The sequence below is a fragment of the Roseburia sp. TF10-5 genome (assembly GCF_003462365.1).
GTDB classification, from domain to species: Bacteria; Bacillota; Clostridia; order Lachnospirales; family Lachnospiraceae; genus Roseburia; species Roseburia faecis.
In genome coordinates, this window is record NZ_QTYW01000005.1 from 61,660 (window position 1) to 81,339 (window position 19,680).

Annotated in this window: 14 protein-coding genes; all 14 read right to left on the reverse strand. The window is 48.3% G+C overall.

Features of this window, described 5'->3' with window-relative positions; translation table 11 throughout:
* Positions 1 to 23: 23 nt before the first annotated feature.
* The 14 genes from DXD06_RS06770 to ftsZ all read right to left on the reverse strand — a co-directional run bounded on the left by DXD06_RS06770 (position 24) and on the right by ftsZ (position 19,642).
* Positions 24 to 1,754, reverse strand: coding sequence for an ABC-ATPase domain-containing protein (locus DXD06_RS06770; RefSeq protein WP_117831138.1), 1,731 nt, complete (start codon positions 1,752 to 1,754; stop codon positions 24 to 26).
* Positions 1,755 to 1,772: 18 nt separating this feature from the next.
* On the reverse strand, positions 1,773 to 6,185 hold the full coding sequence (locus DXD06_RS06775; RefSeq protein ID WP_117831139.1) for a VWA domain-containing protein: 4,413 nt from the start codon (positions 6,183 to 6,185) through the stop codon (positions 1,773 to 1,775).
* A 20-nt stretch (positions 6,186 to 6,205) separates the two neighbouring features.
* A complete protein-coding gene (locus tag DXD06_RS06780) occupies positions 6,206 to 7,084 on the reverse strand; it encodes a DUF58 domain-containing protein (protein WP_055068535.1) in 879 nt (292 codons plus the stop codon).
* On the reverse strand, positions 7,077 to 8,033 hold the full coding sequence (locus tag DXD06_RS06785) for an AAA family ATPase (RefSeq protein WP_055068534.1): 957 nt from the start codon (positions 8,031 to 8,033) through the stop codon (positions 7,077 to 7,079). Before DXD06_RS06785 ends, DXD06_RS06780 begins: the two co-directional genes overlap by 8 nt.
* A 15-nt stretch (positions 8,034 to 8,048) precedes the next feature.
* The gene (locus DXD06_RS06790; protein ID WP_117831140.1) at positions 8,049 to 9,338 is read right to left on the reverse strand and encodes a hypothetical protein; all 1,290 of its coding nucleotides are present in this window, start codon (positions 9,336 to 9,338) and stop codon (positions 8,049 to 8,051) included.
* Positions 9,331 to 10,224, reverse strand: coding sequence for an ABC transporter permease (locus tag DXD06_RS06795; protein WP_117831141.1), 894 nt, complete (start codon positions 10,222 to 10,224; stop codon positions 9,331 to 9,333). Before DXD06_RS06795 ends, DXD06_RS06790 begins: the two co-directional genes overlap by 8 nt.
* Positions 10,214 to 11,146, reverse strand: a complete 933-nt coding sequence (locus DXD06_RS06800) for an ABC transporter ATP-binding protein (RefSeq protein WP_117831142.1) — start codon at positions 11,144 to 11,146, stop codon at positions 10,214 to 10,216. The genes DXD06_RS06795 and DXD06_RS06800 overlap by 11 nt, the downstream gene beginning before the upstream one ends.
* Positions 11,133 to 13,157 (reverse strand): hypothetical protein, encoded by a 2,025-nt coding sequence (locus tag DXD06_RS06805; RefSeq protein WP_117831143.1) that lies wholly within the window; start codon positions 13,155 to 13,157, stop codon positions 11,133 to 11,135. Before DXD06_RS06805 ends, DXD06_RS06800 begins: the two co-directional genes overlap by 14 nt.
* A gap of 176 nt (positions 13,158 to 13,333) precedes the next feature.
* On the reverse strand, positions 13,334 to 13,855 hold the full coding sequence (locus tag DXD06_RS06810) for a QueT transporter family protein (RefSeq protein ID WP_117831144.1): 522 nt from the start codon (positions 13,853 to 13,855) through the stop codon (positions 13,334 to 13,336).
* Between the two features lie 224 nt (positions 13,856 to 14,079).
* Positions 14,080 to 14,859 (reverse strand): RNA polymerase sporulation sigma factor SigG, encoded by a 780-nt coding sequence (sigG, locus tag DXD06_RS06815; protein WP_117831145.1) that lies wholly within the window; start codon positions 14,857 to 14,859, stop codon positions 14,080 to 14,082.
* Positions 14,860 to 14,983: 124 nt separating this feature from the next.
* Positions 14,984 to 16,588, reverse strand: coding sequence for an MBL fold metallo-hydrolase RNA specificity domain-containing protein (locus DXD06_RS06820; RefSeq protein ID WP_117831229.1), 1,605 nt, complete (start codon positions 16,586 to 16,588; stop codon positions 14,984 to 14,986).
* Positions 16,589 to 16,680: 92 nt separating this feature from the next.
* Entirely contained in the window at positions 16,681 to 17,415 is a 735-nt protein-coding gene (sigE, locus tag DXD06_RS06825; protein ID WP_022045308.1) for an RNA polymerase sporulation sigma factor SigE, read from the reverse strand.
* On the reverse strand, positions 17,399 to 18,256 hold the full coding sequence (locus tag DXD06_RS06830; RefSeq protein ID WP_330418167.1) for a sigma-E processing peptidase SpoIIGA: 858 nt from the start codon (positions 18,254 to 18,256) through the stop codon (positions 17,399 to 17,401). The genes sigE and DXD06_RS06830 overlap by 17 nt, the downstream gene beginning before the upstream one ends.
* Before the next feature lie 105 nt (positions 18,257 to 18,361).
* Positions 18,362 to 19,642 (reverse strand): cell division protein FtsZ, encoded by a 1,281-nt coding sequence (gene ftsZ / locus DXD06_RS06835; RefSeq protein WP_117831147.1) that lies wholly within the window; start codon positions 19,640 to 19,642, stop codon positions 18,362 to 18,364.
* Positions 19,643 to 19,680: the final 38 nt, after the last annotated feature.

Sequence of the window (19,680 nt, forward strand, 5' to 3'; positions counted from 1 at the left end):
GTCTCTCCTGTGCTTCCCTTTTTCTATACACGATAACGGTTAAAACAGGAATACATCTCCTGCACCCGCGGCATGGCATAACCGCCGGAAACGATACCGTTTTCTGCCAGAAAACGCATGCCGGACGTTTCGAGTTCTTTCTGTAACTGTACAACGACTTCGGCAATTGTCCGTTTGCCGTCCACCAGGTGTTCGACCGCATATTTTAAGAGCATGCCAAGGCACGCAGTCTGTTCGCTGTCGATCAGCTGTTCTAAATACCGCAGATCCACGGTCTGCTTTCCAATGGCAAATCCATCCGTTCCCATGGTTTTTAATTTTAACCGCTCCAGCTCATTTTTGCGCACGGCTCCGCTCCGGTAATCCCTGCGTTTTGTGGCACCGTTTTTATCTTTTTCCATGATCCGGTGACTGTGTGGCAGGGCGAACGGATGTGGCTTTTCCTCTGAAATCGGAAATTCTTTGCACAATGCCTTCGCCTTTTTTGTAATATCAACCGGCTTGTAGCGGTCCATCTGGATCACGGTATCCGCAATATGGAAAAAGGCACCGGAACTGCCCGCTACCAGGATGGTAGAAATTCCTGCCTGCTCATACAGATCGCGCGCACGGGAAAGAAACGGCGTGATCGGCTCTTTGTCCGGGCTGACTACTTTCTGCATAAATGCATCCCTTACCATAAAGTTCGTCGCGGACGTATCCTCATCCAGCAGAAACAGGCGGCTTCCCGCCTCCATGCCTTCCACGATCCCGGCTGCCTGCGATGTGCTTCCGCTGGCATCTTCCGTTGAAAAATGATGGGTATCTTTTCCGTTTGGCAGGTCATTGATAAACATGGAAATATCGACATCTTTGATAAACCGTCCGTCCTCCGAACGAAGTTTTAAGGCGGTCTCATCCGTGATCACAAACTCTCTGCCGTCCCCTGCGATATGGTTATAAACGCCCAGTTCGAGTGCAGTCAGAAGTGTGGATTTTCCATGATAGCCGCCACCGACGATCAGTGTGATTCCTTTCGGGATTCCCATACCGGTGACCGCACCCCTGTGCGGAAGCTGCATCGTCACCCTAAGGGATTCCGGAGAGGTAAAGGCTACGGACTGTTTCATCGGCCGGGAGGAAATCCCGCTCTCCCGCGGCAGTACCGCATCATCGGCAACAAAAGCAACCAGCCCCTGTTCTTTCAGCTGGTCACGGACTGCCTGCTGGTCTTCTGCCAGTTCCACGGCATCCCGGATTCTGCGGGCATCGAGATTTTTATAATAAAATGAGTGCTTTACACATTCCGGCAGATAGGTAAACAGAATTTTCTCCAGTTCCCTGGCATTGATCGTCCGTCCGTTTGCCGGAAATCCCACCGCAAAACGCGCGGTGATTTCTTTTTCGTTCACTTCACAGGCTGTCCGGGTCAGAATCTCCTGTCCGCAGTGGGTTACCGAGATCAGACCGCTCTTGCCCGATCCCTTCGCCTTAAATGTAAAGTGGTTGATCTGTGCGGCAAACGTGCGCAGCAGTTCATCTGCCAGTGCTGTGCGCGTCCGTGTATTTTTCATGGCATATTCCGGAAATGCCGCTGCCTTTGCATCCACGGTCACGCGCACATGGGAAGGTGCCGCAAAAGGATCTCCCTGCACATGATCGATGGATAACACATAGTCTGCAAACCGGTAACTTCCCCGCAGGGATTTGTATGCCGGATAACTTTTATGATCGATACTCCGTAACGTTTCTCGTAAATTGCTGTCTGATTGCATAATGACTCCTGTTTTCTTTTAAACGGAATGGTTCCGCTTTTCTTTTTTCTTTAACAGCGCAGAAGTATCGAGTGCCTGGGAAGCCGTTTCCTCCGGTTTTGCTTTCTTTGTCTTTTCCTTTGGTTTTTCTGCTTCCGGCTCCGGCTGCCCGTCTTCTGCTGTTTTTTCTTCTGTCATTATAGCTTTTTTTGCCGGTCTCGTCCAGTGTGGCATTGGCGGAACATAGGCAAACCGCCGCATGGCGATATCTGCCAGAAATACGAAAAGCAAAAGGATTAAAAGCGGATTGGTCAGACAAACCCGTGCCCGCCCGGAAGCTTTTAACTTCTTCCATACATTCTTCTTTGGGGAAAGCATCTTTCCATACTGTTTGATGAACGCACAAAAGCTGTCGTTTGTCAGCGCAAATTTGTACTCCTGCGAATACTGTACCACGGCTGCGGTGGTCAGGGCATTTTCGATTTTTTTGCCGTTTTTCCGCTGCACGCTCAGATTGTAGACACCGGAGACTGTCGTATCCAGCTGTGCCTCATAAGTTCCCGGCGCACTTGCGGTCAGTTTCGCCTGATGCGTTTTTCCATCCGGATCCGTGTACACAGCCTCCACCTGTGTCTGCTCTGCGTAGTCTTTGGCATAATAGGTAACTTTCGTTGTTCCGTTTACGGTAGTTACATCCACACGATCTTCGCCGAGTGCTGTATTTCCCGCACTGTAATCGATGATCCGCTTCCACAGCTGCACGTAATCATTCTGCTGTGCCAGCCCGGCGGTCCAGCGGTTTGTCACATCGGTATTCCACGCAACCGTATGCCCCAGTCCATACTGCATGACAGACAAAATCGGGTCATCCTTTTCGGCAGATGCCAGCAGCACATTGGCTCCGGTTTTCGGAGAGGCACTCACGTACCCTTTGATCTGCGGCCAGCCATCGGCAAAGAGATTTTTCGTGATGGCATTGCTGCTGTTTCCTTTCAGTGAAAACTGCCCGTTCTGCAAATAGGTATCTCCATTTAAAAATACTTCCTGTGCAAAGATTTTTGGGATATCGGTTGAGATATCGGAATAATAATAGCGGCCGTTACACTGCGTTGCCAGTCGTTCCAGAAGCAGTCTGTCAGACGACTCTCCAACCGCCACCGTGGAAAGAGTCACATCGGCATCCTTGCAGTCCTTGATGATATCTTCAAAATTTTCGGTTTCCCCCTGTCCATCCGTCAGAAGCACAATATGCTTTAGCTGTGCCTTGCTCTTCTTGATTTCATTTAGTGCCGCACGCACGGCCGGTTTGATGGTCGTTCCACCGCCTTCGCTGATCGTCTCGATGCTTTGATGGATCTTGTCTTTATCCTTCACTTTTTCCAGCGGCACCTGCCAGGTGTAACCATCATCAAAGGTTACCACACCGACTTCATCTTTCGTATCCAGCTGATCCACAGCCGCTTTGGCAGCCGCGATCGCCAGATCCAGATTGGTGCCTCCTTCGGTCTGTTCCGACATACTGCCCGAATGATCAATCACCATGACCATTGCCAGATTCTGTTTCTCATTTACCCCGCGCAGCTGCATATCGACCGGAAGAAGTTTCTCCAGTTCCGTATCCTGATATCCGCCCAGTGCAAAACTGTCCTCGCCGCCGCATGCCACCAGACCGCATCCGTAGTCTTTCACATAAGTTTTCAGATTTTTTAGAAAGCCCTCCGGCAGATCTGTCCGGTACACATTTTCCAGAATGATGCTCTTGTACTGCAGCATCTCTTTTAAAGTATCCGGTGCACTGACTGCGGATACCTGCCGGTAATTGCATCCGGCAGCATCCAAAAGTCCTAAAAACGGTGTGCTGTCCTCTCCCATTCCAGATACAAGCAGAATCTTTGGCAGGGAATCCACCGTCGCATGCGTACCATAATCATTGTTTTTTTCACAGGTGTCCTTCGGTGCCTTCACGCGCACGGTATACTGCTGCGCATCGGTACCGACTACCTTCTGTTTCAAAACAAAACGGTTGCTGCCTTTGTTTAAATGCACGCTTGTCTGACTGACCATCTCTGTTCCCTGCAAAAGCTGCAGCTTCGCCTCGGTCTCATAGTTGCTTTCCACAGTTACGGTCATGGAATAGGAATCACCCGGATAGAGATACTCCGGCATTTCCACGTTTTCGATATAGGCATCGTTCCCCTGCTTTGTATCTTCATAGAGAACCGAATACAGCTGCACGTTTTTTGCCGTCAGTGCCGATGCCGTATGCTCAATGTTTCCCTTTGTCTGCTTTCCATCCGTAAGCACCACAAGCCGTCCTGCCGCATTGTCCGGGATCATGGAAAGTCCTGTGGAAACAGCTTCCTCAAGGTTGGTTGCATCCGCCTCCGGTGCCGAGAGAATCTGAAAACTGTGTTTCTCACTGGTCAGAAACTGTTCCACAACCGCATTGGCTCCAAACGTTACGATGGCATACTGATTGTTCTTTGGCATGTCTTTGACCTGCCGGCTCATATACTGCTCCATCTGCGTGAGATTTGCGGCATTGCTCTCCGACAGATCAACCAGAAAAACGGTTGTGTCTTTCGCGTGGGAAAGCGGCACCGAAATTCCACAGACAGCCAGCACCAAAAGGGCAAGCCCCACCAGACGCACCGCAAGATAAAACCGCCCACGGTAACGCATCTGCCGGACATAACAGATCCACTCCAGTATCATAAGAAGAAGCACAAGGATAAGGATGACATTGCGCATCTGCTTTCGCACAAGCTGCCGCTGCATCGTGTTGCGGCTGCCGGAATCGCCTGCCGTGATCCGTCCATCCGACTGGCTGCTGCATGCAAATTTTACAATATAGGATTCCTTTCTGTCGCCCGCTTTTACGGTAAACAGTCCTGCCTGACCGGTAGGTGCTGCAATCTGCTGCACGTCCACACCGTTTAATGCATGAAACTGCACGGTATCTCCGGCATCATAGACGTTTTGGGAAAGAAGGGAACTGTCCTCAAGATAGTGCAGCGCATGGTTCATAAATACCGGAAACTCCGGCTGCAGGGCAAAATCCGATTCCCGCAGGTCAAATCCAAGTACCACCTCCCGGATTCCGTCATGCTCCCCGTAGTATGCGGCGCACTGCTTTCCGTTCCACAGAAAGCCCGTGGCCCAGACCGGCAGATCATACACATACGTCTGATTTACCCCGAGCGCAAAGTCCCGGATTCCGGAAGTCAGTTCGGTATCGCCGGCGGACAGGCTGACATTTTTTTCCTCGTTCTTTCCCTCTTTGGCAAAAATCATCTGCGCCTTCTGCTGATTAGATTCCTGCACTGCCGTATCCGCATCAAAAATACAGACCCCCGGATCGTCACGGTCAAGTGCATCCGTTGTTTTTGCCTTGGAAAGATTCTCTCCGGTCACGGCAAGATACGCTTTTTCGATATAGGTATTTCCTTCCCCGATCAGTGTGGCTTTGCTCGTGGAAACCTGGTCTTTGAGTGCATAGGCACAGTTATCCTCATGTAAGGAATCCTTCTGGCTGCTGCCGGCAAATGTCACTGCGGAAAGTTCGGTATGCAGCGGCTGGTTTCCCCAGTTCACCTGTTTAAACAGGCAGGTATACGTCTCGTCTGCGGCAAGGGAAAGTGTACGCACTTCAAGAATTTTCTTTCCCTCATACAGCGTAATCTCCATATTTGCCGCATGATCGCTGTAATTTGTCACGCCTGATGCAACCGTATACGTGTCCCCGCTGCTGTCTTTGGTGCAGGACAGAAACGTATTCGCCACGTTAGAAACGGGACTTCCCACCACGCGGATGGTTGCCTGAAGCTGACTTTTGAGATTTTTCGTCTGTTTTGCCCCAATGCCGTCGGTATAGACGATGACATCTGCCAGATCGTTCTTTTTGTCTTTTTTCTGCACCGTCTGTACGGTTGCCAGTGCATCAGAAAGCGATCCGGCTGTGTCCGTGCCCTTGATGTCTGCCAGCGTCCGATACAGTGCTTTTTTTTCGGAAGTATGGACGGCAAGCAGATTGGTTCCCGTGCCGTCACAGGTAACAATGGATATTTTTGCCCCATCCGAAGCGGCAATCTGCTCTTTGATCTCACTTACGGCTTCCCCTAAGCGGGTATTGCCCCCTTTGGTGAGATGCTTCATGCTTCCGCTGGTGTCAATCAGATACACCACGTCCGTACTGCCGGTACCCTTACGCTGTATAAACGGTGCCATCAGTGCCAGAATAAGCAGCAAAAGGATCACGATCTGCAGATACATCAGCAGATTGTGCAAAAACTTTTCCCAGAACGTTTTAGACTGTTCATTATAAAAAAGCTTCTTCCACAACAGGTTCGAAGACACTGGTGTGTCTGTCCCCTTTGGCACAAGCAGATATAAAATCACAACAACCGGAACCGCCAGCAAAAATGCCAGTGGCCACAAACTCTCAAATATCATAATCCATCCTCAAATTTTTCTCAGACAAACAAAGGTCTTAAATCTTCTAAAATCAGCGCACGTCTCTCTTTTTCGGAATCACAGAGTATATAAGTGCCTCCGGCAGCCGATGCACTTTTTTTCAGCCGCACAGAAAGCTTTTGCAGTTCCTGTTCATATCGCGCAATCACATCCGCACGCATCGTCACGCGCAGTTTTTCTTTGGACTCCATATCTATCAGATTGCGCGTACCGTCCATTGTCACACGCAGTTCTTCCGCACACAGTGTCTGAAGCAACACGGGTCTTTGTTTCGTAAAGTCCAGATACTGCATCGTTTTTTCCAGACAATCCTGCGTGGGATCTGTCGCTGCTTCGGTCAGAAAATCACTGACAATCACGGTAACTCCCGCCCCACGCCTCTGCATCTGGCGCACGGCGGAAAAAGAATCCGTCTCTGTCCCCGAAAATGTACGTGCCTGCAGCCATCCAAGTACTTTTGGCAGTGCATTCTTTCCCCCGGAAACCACAAGCGGAGTTCCCATCTGGCTGCTGTCATACAGCACCAGCCGGTCCATATGGTGCAAAGTCAGAAAGGCAATCACCGCGCACAGATCCTGTGCCAGTTCTGCCTTGCTCTTTTTTCCATAGTGCATTGATGCACTGGTATCTAGAATAACCGATACCACTGCTTCCTTTTCTTCGAAATATTCCCGGATATACATGCGCTCCGACCGCGCATAGACATTCCAGTCCAGCCTGCGCAGATCATCTCCCGGCATATACTCCCGGAAATCGGAAAATTCCGCAGAAGTCCCTTTCTGTACGGATCTGCGGTTTCCTGCCATATTCTGGCTGCTTTTCTGTTTCATCGCGATCACAAGCCGCGACAGCTGTTCATAAATTCCCGCATCAAGCATACAGTCCCTGTTCCTTTTCTGTTAAGATCTGCCCAATCACCGCATCTTCCGTAATCCCCTCCGATACTGCATCGAAACTGAGCAGAATCCTGTGCCGCAATACCGGAAGTGCGACACATTTGACGTCCTCAAACGAGACATTCAGGCGGTTTTCCATAAACGCGCGTGCCCTGGCTGTGCGGATCAGTGCCTGTGCCGCACGCGGGCTTGCCCCCTCCCGGATATACGGATTGTCTGCATGAGTTGCCATAACCAGATCCAGAATATAATCCATGACGGCATCCGCAATCGGAATCTGTGCAACGCATGCGCGCGCTGCAAGCAGGCTTTCCCGGTCCATGACCTTTTCGATCTTTGGCGGATGGTTTCCCTCCGTCAGTTCCACGATTTCCCGCAGTTCCTGCCGGTCCGGAAATTTTACCAGCACTTTAAACAAAAAACGGTCCAGCTGGGCTTCCGGCAGCGGATAAGTTCCCTCGTTTTCGATCGGATTTTGTGTAGCAAGCACCAGAAACGGCTCCGGCAGCGGATGGCTGGTCGTTCCGATCGTCACGGTGTGTTCCTGCATGGCCTCTAAGAGAGCTGACTGTGTCTTTGGCGTGGCACGGTTGATCTCATCCGCCAGCACCAGATTGGCAAAAATCGGTCCTTTTTCAAACCGGAATGCACTTTTTTGCTCTTCTTTTACGATGATGTTGGTACCGGTCACGTCACTCGGCATCAGATCCGGGGTAAACTGGATTCTCTGAAAACTCAGATCACACACCTGGCTGATCGTGCGCACCAGCATGGTCTTTCCCAGTCCCGGCATACCTTCTAAGAGTACATTTCCGCCCGCCAGAAGTGCCAGCATGACCTGGCGGATGACGTCTTTTTGTCCGATAATTCCCTTTGCAATTTCCTGTTCACATGCCATGGTGTTCTGCTGGCATACTTCATATTCTGTCATAAGATCTCCTCTCCATCAGTTCAGATTTTCAAAATAATTCCGGATGACATCTTCCATGCCGGCCGGATATTTTCCATTGGCAATGCCTTCGTAGGCCTCTTTCGTGTAATCGCCGACCACGGAATCTAAATCCACGTGTTCGCCTTTCCATGCCAGACCATTCTTCGCCTTGTAATAATCGGAATTCTTCGAATCCCCCTTGTCCTTTGTGATACTGCTGTCGTTTCCGAGTTTATTCGGAACACTCACATAATCATGTGTTCCCCCTCCGGATCCGGTTCCGCGTCCGCTGCCTGTTCCGTTTCCTGTTCCACTTCCGTTTCCGCTTCCTGTCCCCTTGCCGGTTCCGCTTCCACTTCCATTGCCACTTCCACTTCCGTCCTTTCCACTGCCCGAATCTTCCCCATCCCCGGAATCCTGGGAACTGGTTTCCGAAGACTGCGTGGATTCCCCACGCTGCGTACCGCTTTGTGTAGTGTTTTGTGTAGTGCTTTGTACATCCCCCTGTGCCAGCTGTTTTCCTGTATTGGTATTCACCTGGATATTTTTAAGTACCGATGCCAGGACATCTGCCCCGGAAATCTGTGCCGCCTGTCCATACTTGTAGGAAAGTTTCTGCCCGGCAGATGCCAGTGCCTGCTTCGTATCTGCCTGCTGCATTTCTTTTTGCGATAAGGCCAGTGACTGTATCAGTTCCTGCAGGGCTTTCTTTTGTTCTTTTGTCATGGAAGAGGTGTCTGTCTGTTTTAAGGCATCCATCACTTTTTGGATTTCTTTTTCCTTTTCCCGGGCTTCCTGCCGGATGGCATGCCGCTGCTGCGCCTGTTTATGCGCGGGGGACGGCACAAACGAAAGAACAAGCGCCAGCCCAAGGGAAAGAAAAAGTGCCACAAGTTTCCTTCGGTCCGGACAAACACGCGCCTTTTTCCATGCATGGTCTTCCTGTAACATATGCACGGCATCGCTGCGCTGCATCCGGTCGATACTACCCTCTTTTCCAATACGCCCATATGCCGTCACGATCCGTTCCTGAAACCCGAAACGGTCGATCTGCTGTGCTGCCTGTACCATGGTACATCTCTTCATTACCGTATAAATGCCTCCAGCTGCCGCACCACATAAAACTGCCAAAACAGCCCACACATGCACCGTATAAAAAGGGACAAACACCGCACATCCTTCCAGCACCATGGCGATGGTTCCACCTGCGGCAATTCCTGTGCTTTCATAGCGCAGGAACTTTTTTACGTTCTGTTTTCTTTTGCTGTAACGGATTTCCTGCAACAGAAATGCTTTTTCATCCATGCTGCTTTCCCCCTGCATGTTTTCTTCCATATCCTGCCATCGGATTGATCCGCCGCATCGCAATCAGAAGAAAGACAAATGCCAGTGCCACAAATAAAAGCGTGGAAACGGCCATCCATCCATAATGTACAGCAGCACCCGAAACAGAAAGTGTTTTCCCGTAATTTGTGATCAGTTCTTCCGCCACGGATGTTCCGGTCATACTCCAGGTAAAAAATTCAAGCAGATACATGCCCGGATTGACCAGAAGCACCCAGCAGGATTTTTCCGGTACACCACCTGACATGCGGACAACCGAGGTGACCAGATAGGGAAGAAAACTTCCGATAAACAGCAGGACATAGATACCATACGATAAAATTATGGCACTGATCGTTTTTTTACAGATGGAAGAACACAAAATTCCAATACTTGCAGAAACGAACGAAACCAGTAATGATACCGCCAGAAACCAGAACAGATTGCCCCATGAGAGTCCGCCGATGACAAATGCCAGTGCTACGATCGGAAGTCCTGCCACCACATAAAACATGCTCTGGATCATCGCGGTGAGCACCTTTCCCATAATAATGGAAAATCCGGTCATGCTGGTTGTCATCATAATATCAAAGGTCTGCCGCTCTTTCTCACCCGAAATTGCAGAAGCCGTGCGCACCGGGACTACCACTCCCAGAATAAAAATCTGCGTGACCGCAAGTGCCGGATACAGCCAGACAATGCTGCTGTATATGTTTGCTGACGAATAGGTCATCTGCTGGGAAAACAAAAACATGGCAAAGAAAAATACAACTGCCATAATCGCCTCATAAGCAAATATTTCCCAACAGATCCGCATACTGCGCGCCTGTACTTTAATATCTTTTTTTACCATTGGATTAATTCTCATCTTCCTGCCCTCCTGTCAGCTGCATAAACAGGGATTCGAGATTTCCCTCTTCTTTATAAAATCCTGTCACGATAATTCCATTCTGTATCATCTGTGCGATCAACTGCGCGATTTCTTCCTCTTTCATGGCATGCGAGATATGGATTTCCTTTTCTCCCACCGATTCCACCTTAATCTGCGGGTGTTCCTTAAGCATGCGCACTGCCGGCTCCATCTCCCCGTGAACCGAAACCACGATCCGGTTTCCACCGAAAACATGTTCCATGACATCCTCGATGTTTCCTGCTTCTACGAGTTTTCCGTGATCCATAATACCGATGCTGTTGCACATCTCTGCCAGCTCCGACAAAATATGGGAACTGATCACAATGGTTTTTCCCATGCTGCGCAGATTCTGCAAAAGTTCTTTCATCTCCACACGCGCACGCGGGTCCAGACCGGAATTCGGTTCATCCAGCACCAGAAGGGAAGGATTGTGGATGAGTGCCCGTGCCACACACAGCCGCTGCTTCATTCCGCGGGAAAGCGTATCCACATAAACCTCTTTTTTGTCGGACAGATTGACAAGTTCCAGCAGATCATTGGATACCGCGGTGATCTCCCTGGAAGTCATACGGTACATGGAACCGTAAAAATCCATATATTCGCTGACTTTTAAATTGTCATACACACCAAAGAAATCCGGTACATAACCGATCTGCTTTTTGATTTCCTTCGGATGCAGCAGGGCATCCACGCCATGGATCGTAATGGTTCCTTCTGTCGGCGGCATAAGTCCGCATACCATCCGGATTGTTGTTGTCTTTCCGGCTCCGTTTGGTCCCACAAAGCCAAACAGATCCCCTTTTGGCACATGCAGATTCAGATCCCTGACCGCCTGAAATTTTCCGTAGTTTTTATACAAATGACTAATTTGAAGCATGAGACACCTCCTGACCGGCAATCGTATACAGACAGCCAAACGAAATTTCCGAGCACCTGCTCTCTATGGTTTTTCCGTAGTCTGCGGTTACTCCTTCCACTACAACAGTACCCGACACATCGTTCTGCCGCCGGATCTGGCACAGTCCCAGATACAGTGCAGCTGCCATATCCTTATGCTTATACGAGTATGTATTTCCATTCATGTTGTCTTGCGATAACACGTTGTAGACATCATCAAAATAAGAAATCTGCTGGGACAGCAGTGGTTTTTTACTTTTCCCGTCTATCGTTATGGTCTCACCTGCTTTTACATCCGAAAATACCATGACCGTATCATCCGACACGCAGACAAGATAAGGGAAATCATAGGACGTGTTGTTTGTTATGCTTCCCCCCTGTTTCTGCTGCGTGAGCACCAGACCACTGGTGTCTATGCTTCCGCATCCTTTGGCAGTTCCTGCCGCAAACAGATAAGCATTTTCAAAATTGCTCTGCGGTTTTACCCCAAGGGACAGACCCCTGTCATATTCCACCAAATAGTGATAACGGTCTGCATATACCCTGCCGGAAGATGCCATGCTGTATGATTCACTGAGACCTGAACCGCCATATGCGTAATTATCATTCAGCCGTACTTTCCACGGTTTTACCCCGGAATGATACGCATTGTAATAGGTGGCGATACCGGTGGTACTTTTTCCATCCGCCTGCTGTGCGGTCACCGAATAAACCCGTGTCTCATGCAGCTTTAAATTCCGTCCGCCGATAAATACCACACCGATAAAGATTATGCCAAGTGCCGGTACCCCCAGCCAGTACCAGTCTCTTTTTTTCATCTTGCAAAGAAAAAGATAAAGCACCGGTCCAACAACGATCACATAGACCACGATCAGAACTTTCAGCCAGGAAAAATCCAGTGCCGTATTGAGGTGGTCAATGACACCGAATGCATTTTCCCCACTCCATCCCCATTCCTCGTCATTGACATATTGGGAATAGCTCATGGAATATCCTGCCACCTGGTCATAAATTCCGTAACACAGATCCGGGGAAGCTTTCTGCATCTGTTTTTCGCCAAAAGAAATGGCACATACACCGATGGCACCATCCCCACAGGCATACACCCACCCCGGATAAGCTTCGCTTTTGCTTGCATTTATATTGTTCCGCTGCAACTTTGCAACCGGCATCTGTGAAAAATCAATCCCGGTAAATCCGGAATAACTTCCCAGTTGCTGCATTTCTTTCGATGCATCATTTTCTTCTCCCACTTTGCTGACTCTTTTGCAGCTGACCTCCATAAATGAGGAATCAAAACCACCTAGTGTATCTTTGCCGCGCTCTCCGGTTCCAATCAGCAGCCATCCACCGTTTTTCACCCATTTCTCGATTGCTTTGATCTTCTCTTTTCCAAGTGAACTCACATCGTAGGAATCAATCACAAGAAAATACAGTTCATCCAGCTGTGCCTGCAATGTATCTGCGTCCATCTGTGTCAGATATACATTCTGGTCTTTTCCGTGAAGATAATAGGTCTGGCCGCTCATGCTCATCCAGCCAAGCGCATCATAATGATCCGAAAGCACTCCCACACCAATACCGCGCTTTTCTTTGCCAAAAATACTGGCAAATGCTTCCTGTGCCACAACGTTTCCCTTTTCATCGATAAACGCCACGATTCCGTTTCCGCGCGTCTGGCTGACATCCGCATACGGAATGGTCATTGTATACTGTTTTTTTCCATTCTGTGGCAATGTCAGGCACTGTTCAAATGCGCAGCCTCCGGAGTTGTCTGTACCGGAAAACACCAGCCGCACCTTTCCGGAAAAATCCGCCCCACTGTTTTTGGCCTCCACCTGCACGACACAGTCTTTTTCCTGTTTCAGCAGTGTCACCGTTGCCGACAATGCCTGTTTCTGATCTGCATATACATTTGCTCTGCCACAAAATATGCCTAAAAATGCCAGGCATACCAGAAGCAGACTGCAGATTGTCTTTCTTATTTTCATAACCTTCTCCTTCCATAAATGCTCTTTACGGTTTCCTGTTATTTATGATAACATACGTTATTTTGGAATGACATTAAGGTTTTCTTAAAATTGTCTGGCTTATTTACAGAATTTCTTAAAATAAAAAGCCCCTGCTCTCGCAGGGACTTCCAGAACCTTCTATCAGATATAATTTTTTATTGTGCGGTGGCACGGAACATGACATTTTTGTATTTTGCAAGTACACGCATCAGAATGCTTCCAAGAACGCATACTGAAATCACCTCTCCGATTCCGACCGTCATGGCATTAAACGGGATGGTTACATTCACACCGTGGAAATATACCGCCGGAATACCGTACGCATAGACCAGCACGAACGGAACAATAATCATATTAAAAATAACCGGTGGAAATGTGCATGCAATCTTGTGATTGCGCAGCAGATAGGTACATACCGCTGCCAGCAGCGTGGCAATGCTTCCGAAAATGACATCATAAATCACGGCACCTGTCAGCAGATTCGCAAGCAGACAGCCAATCCACAGTCCCGGAATCGCTGCCGGCGTAAAAACAGGCAGGATACACAGTGCTTCGGAAAAGCGTACCTGAATCGTGTGGGATGCAAGTCCCAGTGCGTTGGCTACAAAAGTCAGCACTACATAAAGTGCTGCAATCACAGCAGCCTGAACAATAAATGTTACCTTTTTGTCTCTCATATCCATTTGTCTCCTTTAGTTTTGTTTTACGAGTGGAAGGTCTCGAACACTCGGTAATTTTTCGTGCAATCCCCTGTTTATGGGCTTTGCAACGGTTGACAGTATAGCACAGTACACCGCAAAAATCAAGAATGCAATTTTCTACTGCCGGATATTTCTTTTCCTCTCCGTTTTGTATATTCCACATTATAGCAATAACAAAACCATTTTACAACAGGCCGCTATCATGTACGCAGATACCCCTGCATACTTTTTAACGCATTTTTCTCCAGCCGCGACACCTGCGCCTGCGAAATATGAATTTCATCCGCGACTTCAATCTGTGTCTTTCCCTCAAAAAAACGCAGACGGATGATATGCTCATCCCGTTCATTCAGATGTGACAGGGCATCGGAAAGTGACAAATCCTCCACCCAGTGCTCTTCTTTGTTTTTCTTGTCCGAAATCTGATCCATCACATACAGGGTGTCCCCTCCATCCGTATAAACCGGATCAAACAGACTCAAAGGTGTCTGGATGGCATCCAGTGCATAGACCACATCCTCCACCGGAATCTCACATTCGGCTGCAATCTCTTCGAGAGTCGGTTCCTTCTGCGCATTTTTTGCCAGCCGTTCCTTTGCCTGCATGGCTTTATATGCAATATCGCGCAGCGAACGCGGAATGCGGTAACTGCTGTTATCCCGCAGATACCGGCGGATTTCACCAATAATCATCGGGACCGCATAGGTGGAAAATTTCACCCCGACACTCGTATCAAAATTATCTATTGCCTTCATCAGTCCGATACAGCCAATCTGGAACAGATCGTCCACATTTTCATTATGATTATTAAACCGTTTGATCACGGATAATACCAGCCGGAGATTTCCCTTGATGTAGGTTTCTCTGGATGCCTTGTCGCCGGCTTTTATCTTTTTGAAAAGTTCATCTTTTTCTTCTTCTTTCAGTATTGGCAGCTGGGCCGTATTTACCCCGCAGATTTCAACTTTGTACGTAGACATGGGATTCCTCCGTTATAATTGGATTTATAATAAAGGATTCCCATGTGCTGTTTTTTTATTCATTTTCATCCGGTTGTTCCGGACATGGGAAAAGCGGGACTTAAGTCCCGCTTTCCCCTCAAATTTACCGGTCCCACTTATCGCAGAGCGAATTGATCTGATCCGCAAACTTTCCAAGATCTTTATTCGCCATGCCCTGACATTTTTTAATAACGGCAATGAGACGTTCTCCCGCAATCATCAGGCGGTCAAACGCGCCGGATTTTGCACGGTAAACACCCTGTGTCTTTTTCTCCACAAGCTGTCTGCTGCCCTGTGCGATCTGCTCTCCGGTAAGCAGATCATATGCATCCCCACTGTAGGGAGCCAAAGCATCAAATCCCACATCGTTTCTGACATGTTCTGCAAACTCTACCGCTGTGGTTTCCTCGCCATGTACAATAAACACTTTCTTCGGCGGCTTCTTAAAGTTTGCAATCCATGCGGTCAGATGATCCCTGTCCGCATGACCACTGATACCCGGAAGGTTTACGATGCTTGCTCTGACCTCAATTTCCTCTCCGAAAAGCTTTACCTTTTTGACTCCGTTTAACAGAGAATAGCCCAGCGTTCCCGGCACCTGATAGCCGACAAACAGAATCGTGGAATCCGTCCGCCACAGATTGTGTTTCAAATGATGCCGGATACGACCGGCTTCGCACATGCCGGAAGCCGAAATAATCACTTTGGATTTCTGGTTGAAATTGATCATCTTGGATTCTTCACTGGAAACTGCCACTTTCAGTCCCGGAAACCCGATCGGGTTGATGCCCGACTGTACCAGCTGTCTTGCTTCCTCATCAAAGCACTCTTCCACACTCTTATGGAAAATATTTGTTGCCTCCACGGCAAGCGGACTGTCGATATATACTTCAAATCCCGGATACTCCGGCAGCAGCCCCTCGGTTTTGATCCGGCGCATATAGTAAAGCATTTCCTGCGTCCTGCCGACAGAAAATGCCGGAATGACCAGATTTCCGCCTTTGGTAAACGTGGAATTCATCACCTTTGCCAGTTCTGCCGCATAATCCGGCGGTGTATTGTGATTGCGGTTTCCATAAGTGGATTCCATGATCACATAGTCCGCTTCCTCAAGATATTCCGGATCACGGATCAATGGACGGTTGTAGTTTCCAATATCCCCGGAAAAGACAAGTTTTCTTGTCTCGCCATCCTCAGTCACCCATATTTCAATGGAGGAGGAGCCAAGCAAATGCCCCGCATCGACAAACCTTATGGTCAGTCCCTCGCAGATCTGCACCGTTTCATGGTATGTACACGGAACGAAATGCTCTAAAACCCCCTGCGCATCCTCCATGTTATACATCGGTGTCACTTCCGGCCTTCCTGCACGCCGCGCCTTGCGGTTTTTCCATTCTGCCTCAAATTCCTGAATATGTGCCGAATCCTTCAGCATGATATTACACAGTTCACAGGTTGCCGTTGTTGCAAAAATCTTTCCCCGGAACCCGTGATTATACAAAAGTGGGAGAAGTCCGGAATGATCAATATGGGCATGCGTCACAAACACATAATCAATCGTTGCCGGGTTAACCGGTATCTCCTGATTCACATACAGATCCGCCCCCTGTTCCATACCACAGTCCACCAGAAAATGAGTCTCCCCAAATGCCACATAATGGCAGCTTCCCGTCACCTCACGGTCTGCCCCTAAAAATTCAATCTTCATAAAAACCACGCCCTTTCATCCTGCTGTCCTTGTTATTTTGCATATAAATTTTACTATTTCAGAGCAAATTTTATGTAATTAGTATAGCACACTTACACATTATTTTGAATTGATTTTTTCAGCCGCACCATAATTTTTTTCTCCAGTCTCGAAATATAGGATTGCGAAATTCCAAGCAGGTCTGCCACTTCTTTCTGGGTCATTTCCCTGCCGTCTTTTCTTCCGATTCCATAGCGCAGACAGATAATTTCTTTTTCCCGCGGAGTCAGCGTATTAACCGCAGTGCGGAGAAGCATGATCTCTGCCTCATTCTCCATATCCCGGTAAATGATATCTTCATCGGTTCCAAGAATATCCGAAAGAAGAAGTTCGTTTCCATCCCAGTCCACATTCAACGGCTCATCAATTGATACCTCCAGCTTCACTTTATTATTTCTGCGCAGATACATAAGAATCTCATTTTCGATACACCGGGACGCATAAGTCGCCAGTTTGATCTTCTTTTCCGGATTAAATGTATTGATTCCCTTGATCAGCCCAATCGTTCCGATGGAGATCAGATCCTCCACACAGATTCCGGTATTTTCAAATTTCCGTGCCAGATATACCACCAGACGCAGATTGTGTTCGATCAGCTGCTTTCTTGCGTCTTCGCGCGTCATGGGTTCACTGTCCCCATGCAGCCCGCTTAAAGCGATAAGACAGCGGTTCTCCTGTTCCCGCTCCAAAGGTGGTGGCAGTACATCTGCCCCTCCTATGTAAAAAACCTCATCATCCGTAAAAAACAGGCGGATTCTCTTCCACACCAGTTCAAACAGTGAAAACATTACGTTTCTCCTTTCTCAGTTTTTTTGTCATTTGGGATGGATCTTTTGTGCAGCCACAGCGGTCTGCCACCGATGCATGCAAAATCAGCTGATACGGTTTATTGCACAGCACCCCATTTTCCGCGCAGCCAACCCATACCTGTTTCCAGTCACAGAATTTTGCCGGCTCCGTCTCCACTTTCATCCCATCCATGCAGTACACCTGCAATTTTCCATGCGGATTTCCGAGTGCACGGTATGGAATCTCCTTTTGTACCGTTTTTTCATCGACAAGCTTCTGCAGCAGGGCTGCATCTGCAATATGTACCGGATTCCCACTTAATGGCATGGTTAAAAGATTGCCGGAATCCAGCAGTCCGATACATGGAACCGACACCGTTTTGTTATACAGAACCACAGACATCTGTCGCTTTTGCCTCTGCACCGACACCACAAGATTTTTGACAAGTACGTAAGTGATTCCGGCCGTTGCCAATGCGGTATACAGATACAGATTTTCCAGTCCCGTCAGATTGTAAACTGCAGTTGCCACTCCGTTTAACAATACAATGGACAACCAGCTGCTTAAAATTCTCACCATCCTCTGTTTTTTATTTTCCCTGCCAAACGCAAGAAAAACCATAAGCGGCACGATGCCGATGGCAGTACACAGAACGGTAATTGCATAAGGCAGCACCATCAGTCCAAACGCTTCAAGTCCCGTGCCGGAAACCGCCGCAGCCAACATGCGCAGATTCCGGTGACAGACTGCACTTTTGCAAAATACACAGGTAAGGGATAATACAAGAAAATTCATCAGAAAGTTTTGTTTCAGAAAGATATCAATATAGAATACATATATAAAAAATCACCTCCTGTCTCTGCTCCTATTATAAGAAAAATATTCCTCATAATTTGGCAAAAACAAGAGGTTGTTATTTGGAAATTATCGACATATTGTGCGATTTTATCTTCTAGGATTCTTCAGGAAATCCGGAATATTGATTTCTACCGGCTTTACATTACTCTCTACCGGCTTCGGACGCTGGATTCCGGAATAGTTCGAAGCGGAAGGAGCCGGTGCCTGTGCCTGCGGCTGATTGACTGGTCTGCTTCCCACACCGGTACCTGTATTGACATAATTGCTGTTATTAACCCCCGGAAAACTATTGTTTCCAGAAGCAGCTGCACGGCTAACAATTCCAACGGAACCTGTCGGACGGACATTGTTTGTATTCGGATATACCATACGGCCACCGATTCCACCCGCCTGCTGCTGTGGCTTCATCTTCATGGATGGATTCTCCAGTCCGGTTGCAATTACAGTGATCGTAGCTTCATCTGTCATGGTCTCATCATACTTTGCACCAAAGATGATATTTGCATCTTCTCCTGCCAGATCCTGTACATAGCTTGCTGCATCATTTGCATCCATCAGGGAAATATCACCGGAAATATTGATGATTACATGGCTTGCACCATTGATGGTTGTCTCAAGAAGCGGAGATGCAACGGCAAGTTTCACTGCCTCGATTGCTTTCTCATCGCCCTTGGCATTACCGATACCGATATGTGCCATACCCTTGTCCTTCATAACGGTCTGCACATCGGCAAAATCCAGATTGATAAGTGCCGGCAGATTGATCAGATCTGTGATTCCCTGTACTGCCTGCTGTAATACTTCGTCTGCTTTCTTTAATGCATCCGGCATGGAAGTACGTCTGTCAACGATCTCTAAAAGTTTATCGTTTGGAATAACGATCAGGGTATCCACGCTCTCTTTGAGTTTTTCAATACCGGATACGGCATTGATCATACGTTTCTTTGCCTCAAACTTAAATGGCTTTGTCACAACTCCAACGGTCAGGATTCCCTGCTCCTTGGCAATCTTTGCAACGACCGGTGCTGCACCGGTACCGGTACCGCCACCCATACCACAGGTAACGAATACCATATCTGCACCCTTGACTGCAGCGGATAATTCTTCTGCACTTTCCTCTGCTGCTTTCTCGCCGATCTCCGGCTGTGCTCCTGCACCAAGTCCTTTTGTAAGCTTTTCTCCGATCTGTATCAACGTAGGAGCCTTGCAAAGCTGCAACGCCTGCTTATCTGTATTTACTCCGATAAATTCGACTCCACCTATATTCTCATCAATCATGCGGTTCACAGCGTTATTACCAGCACCACCTACACCAATCACGATAATTTTGGCACTCGTATCTGTCTCTGTTGTCCGAATCTCCAGCATGGTTCTTCCTCCTCTTTCCTATAGCCCTGCGGCACCGT

Excerpts from the sequence above, each read along its gene's own strand:
- DXD06_RS06775 (WP_117831139.1), bottom strand. The coding sequence starts at position 6,185 with ATGATATTTGAGAGTTTGTGGCCACTGGCATTTTTGCTGGCGGTTCCG.
- DXD06_RS06770 (WP_117831138.1), bottom strand. The coding sequence starts at position 1,754 with ATGCAATCAGACAGCAATTTACGAGAAACGTTACGGAGTATCGATCAT.
- DXD06_RS06785 (WP_055068534.1), bottom strand. The coding sequence starts at position 8,033 with ATGACAGAATATGAAGTATGCCAGCAGAACACCATGGCATGTGAACAG.
- DXD06_RS06805 (WP_117831143.1), bottom strand. The coding sequence starts at position 13,157 with ATGAAAATAAGAAAGACAATCTGCAGTCTGCTTCTGGTATGCCTGGCA.
- sigE (WP_022045308.1), bottom strand. The coding sequence starts at position 17,415 with ATGTTTTCACTGTTTGAACTGGTGTGGAAGAGAATCCGCCTGTTTTTT.
- ftsZ (WP_117831147.1), bottom strand. The coding sequence starts at position 19,642 with ATGCTGGAGATTCGGACAACAGAGACAGATACGAGTGCCAAAATTATC.
- DXD06_RS06820 (WP_117831229.1), bottom strand. The coding sequence starts at position 16,588 with ATGAAGATTGAATTTTTAGGGGCAGACCGTGAGGTGACGGGAAGCTGC.
- DXD06_RS06800 (WP_117831142.1), bottom strand. The coding sequence starts at position 11,146 with ATGCTTCAAATTAGTCATTTGTATAAAAACTACGGAAAATTTCAGGCG.
- DXD06_RS06795 (WP_117831141.1), bottom strand. The coding sequence starts at position 10,224 with ATGAGAATTAATCCAATGGTAAAAAAAGATATTAAAGTACAGGCGCGC.
- DXD06_RS06780 (WP_055068535.1), bottom strand. The coding sequence starts at position 7,084 with ATGCTTGATGCGGGAATTTATGAACAGCTGTCGCGGCTTGTGATCGCG.
- DXD06_RS06810 (WP_117831144.1), bottom strand. The coding sequence starts at position 13,855 with ATGAGAGACAAAAAGGTAACATTTATTGTTCAGGCTGCTGTGATTGCA.
- DXD06_RS06790 (WP_117831140.1), bottom strand. The coding sequence starts at position 9,338 with ATGGATGAAAAAGCATTTCTGTTGCAGGAAATCCGTTACAGCAAAAGA.
- sigG (WP_117831145.1), bottom strand. The coding sequence starts at position 14,859 with ATGTCTACGTACAAAGTTGAAATCTGCGGGGTAAATACGGCCCAGCTG.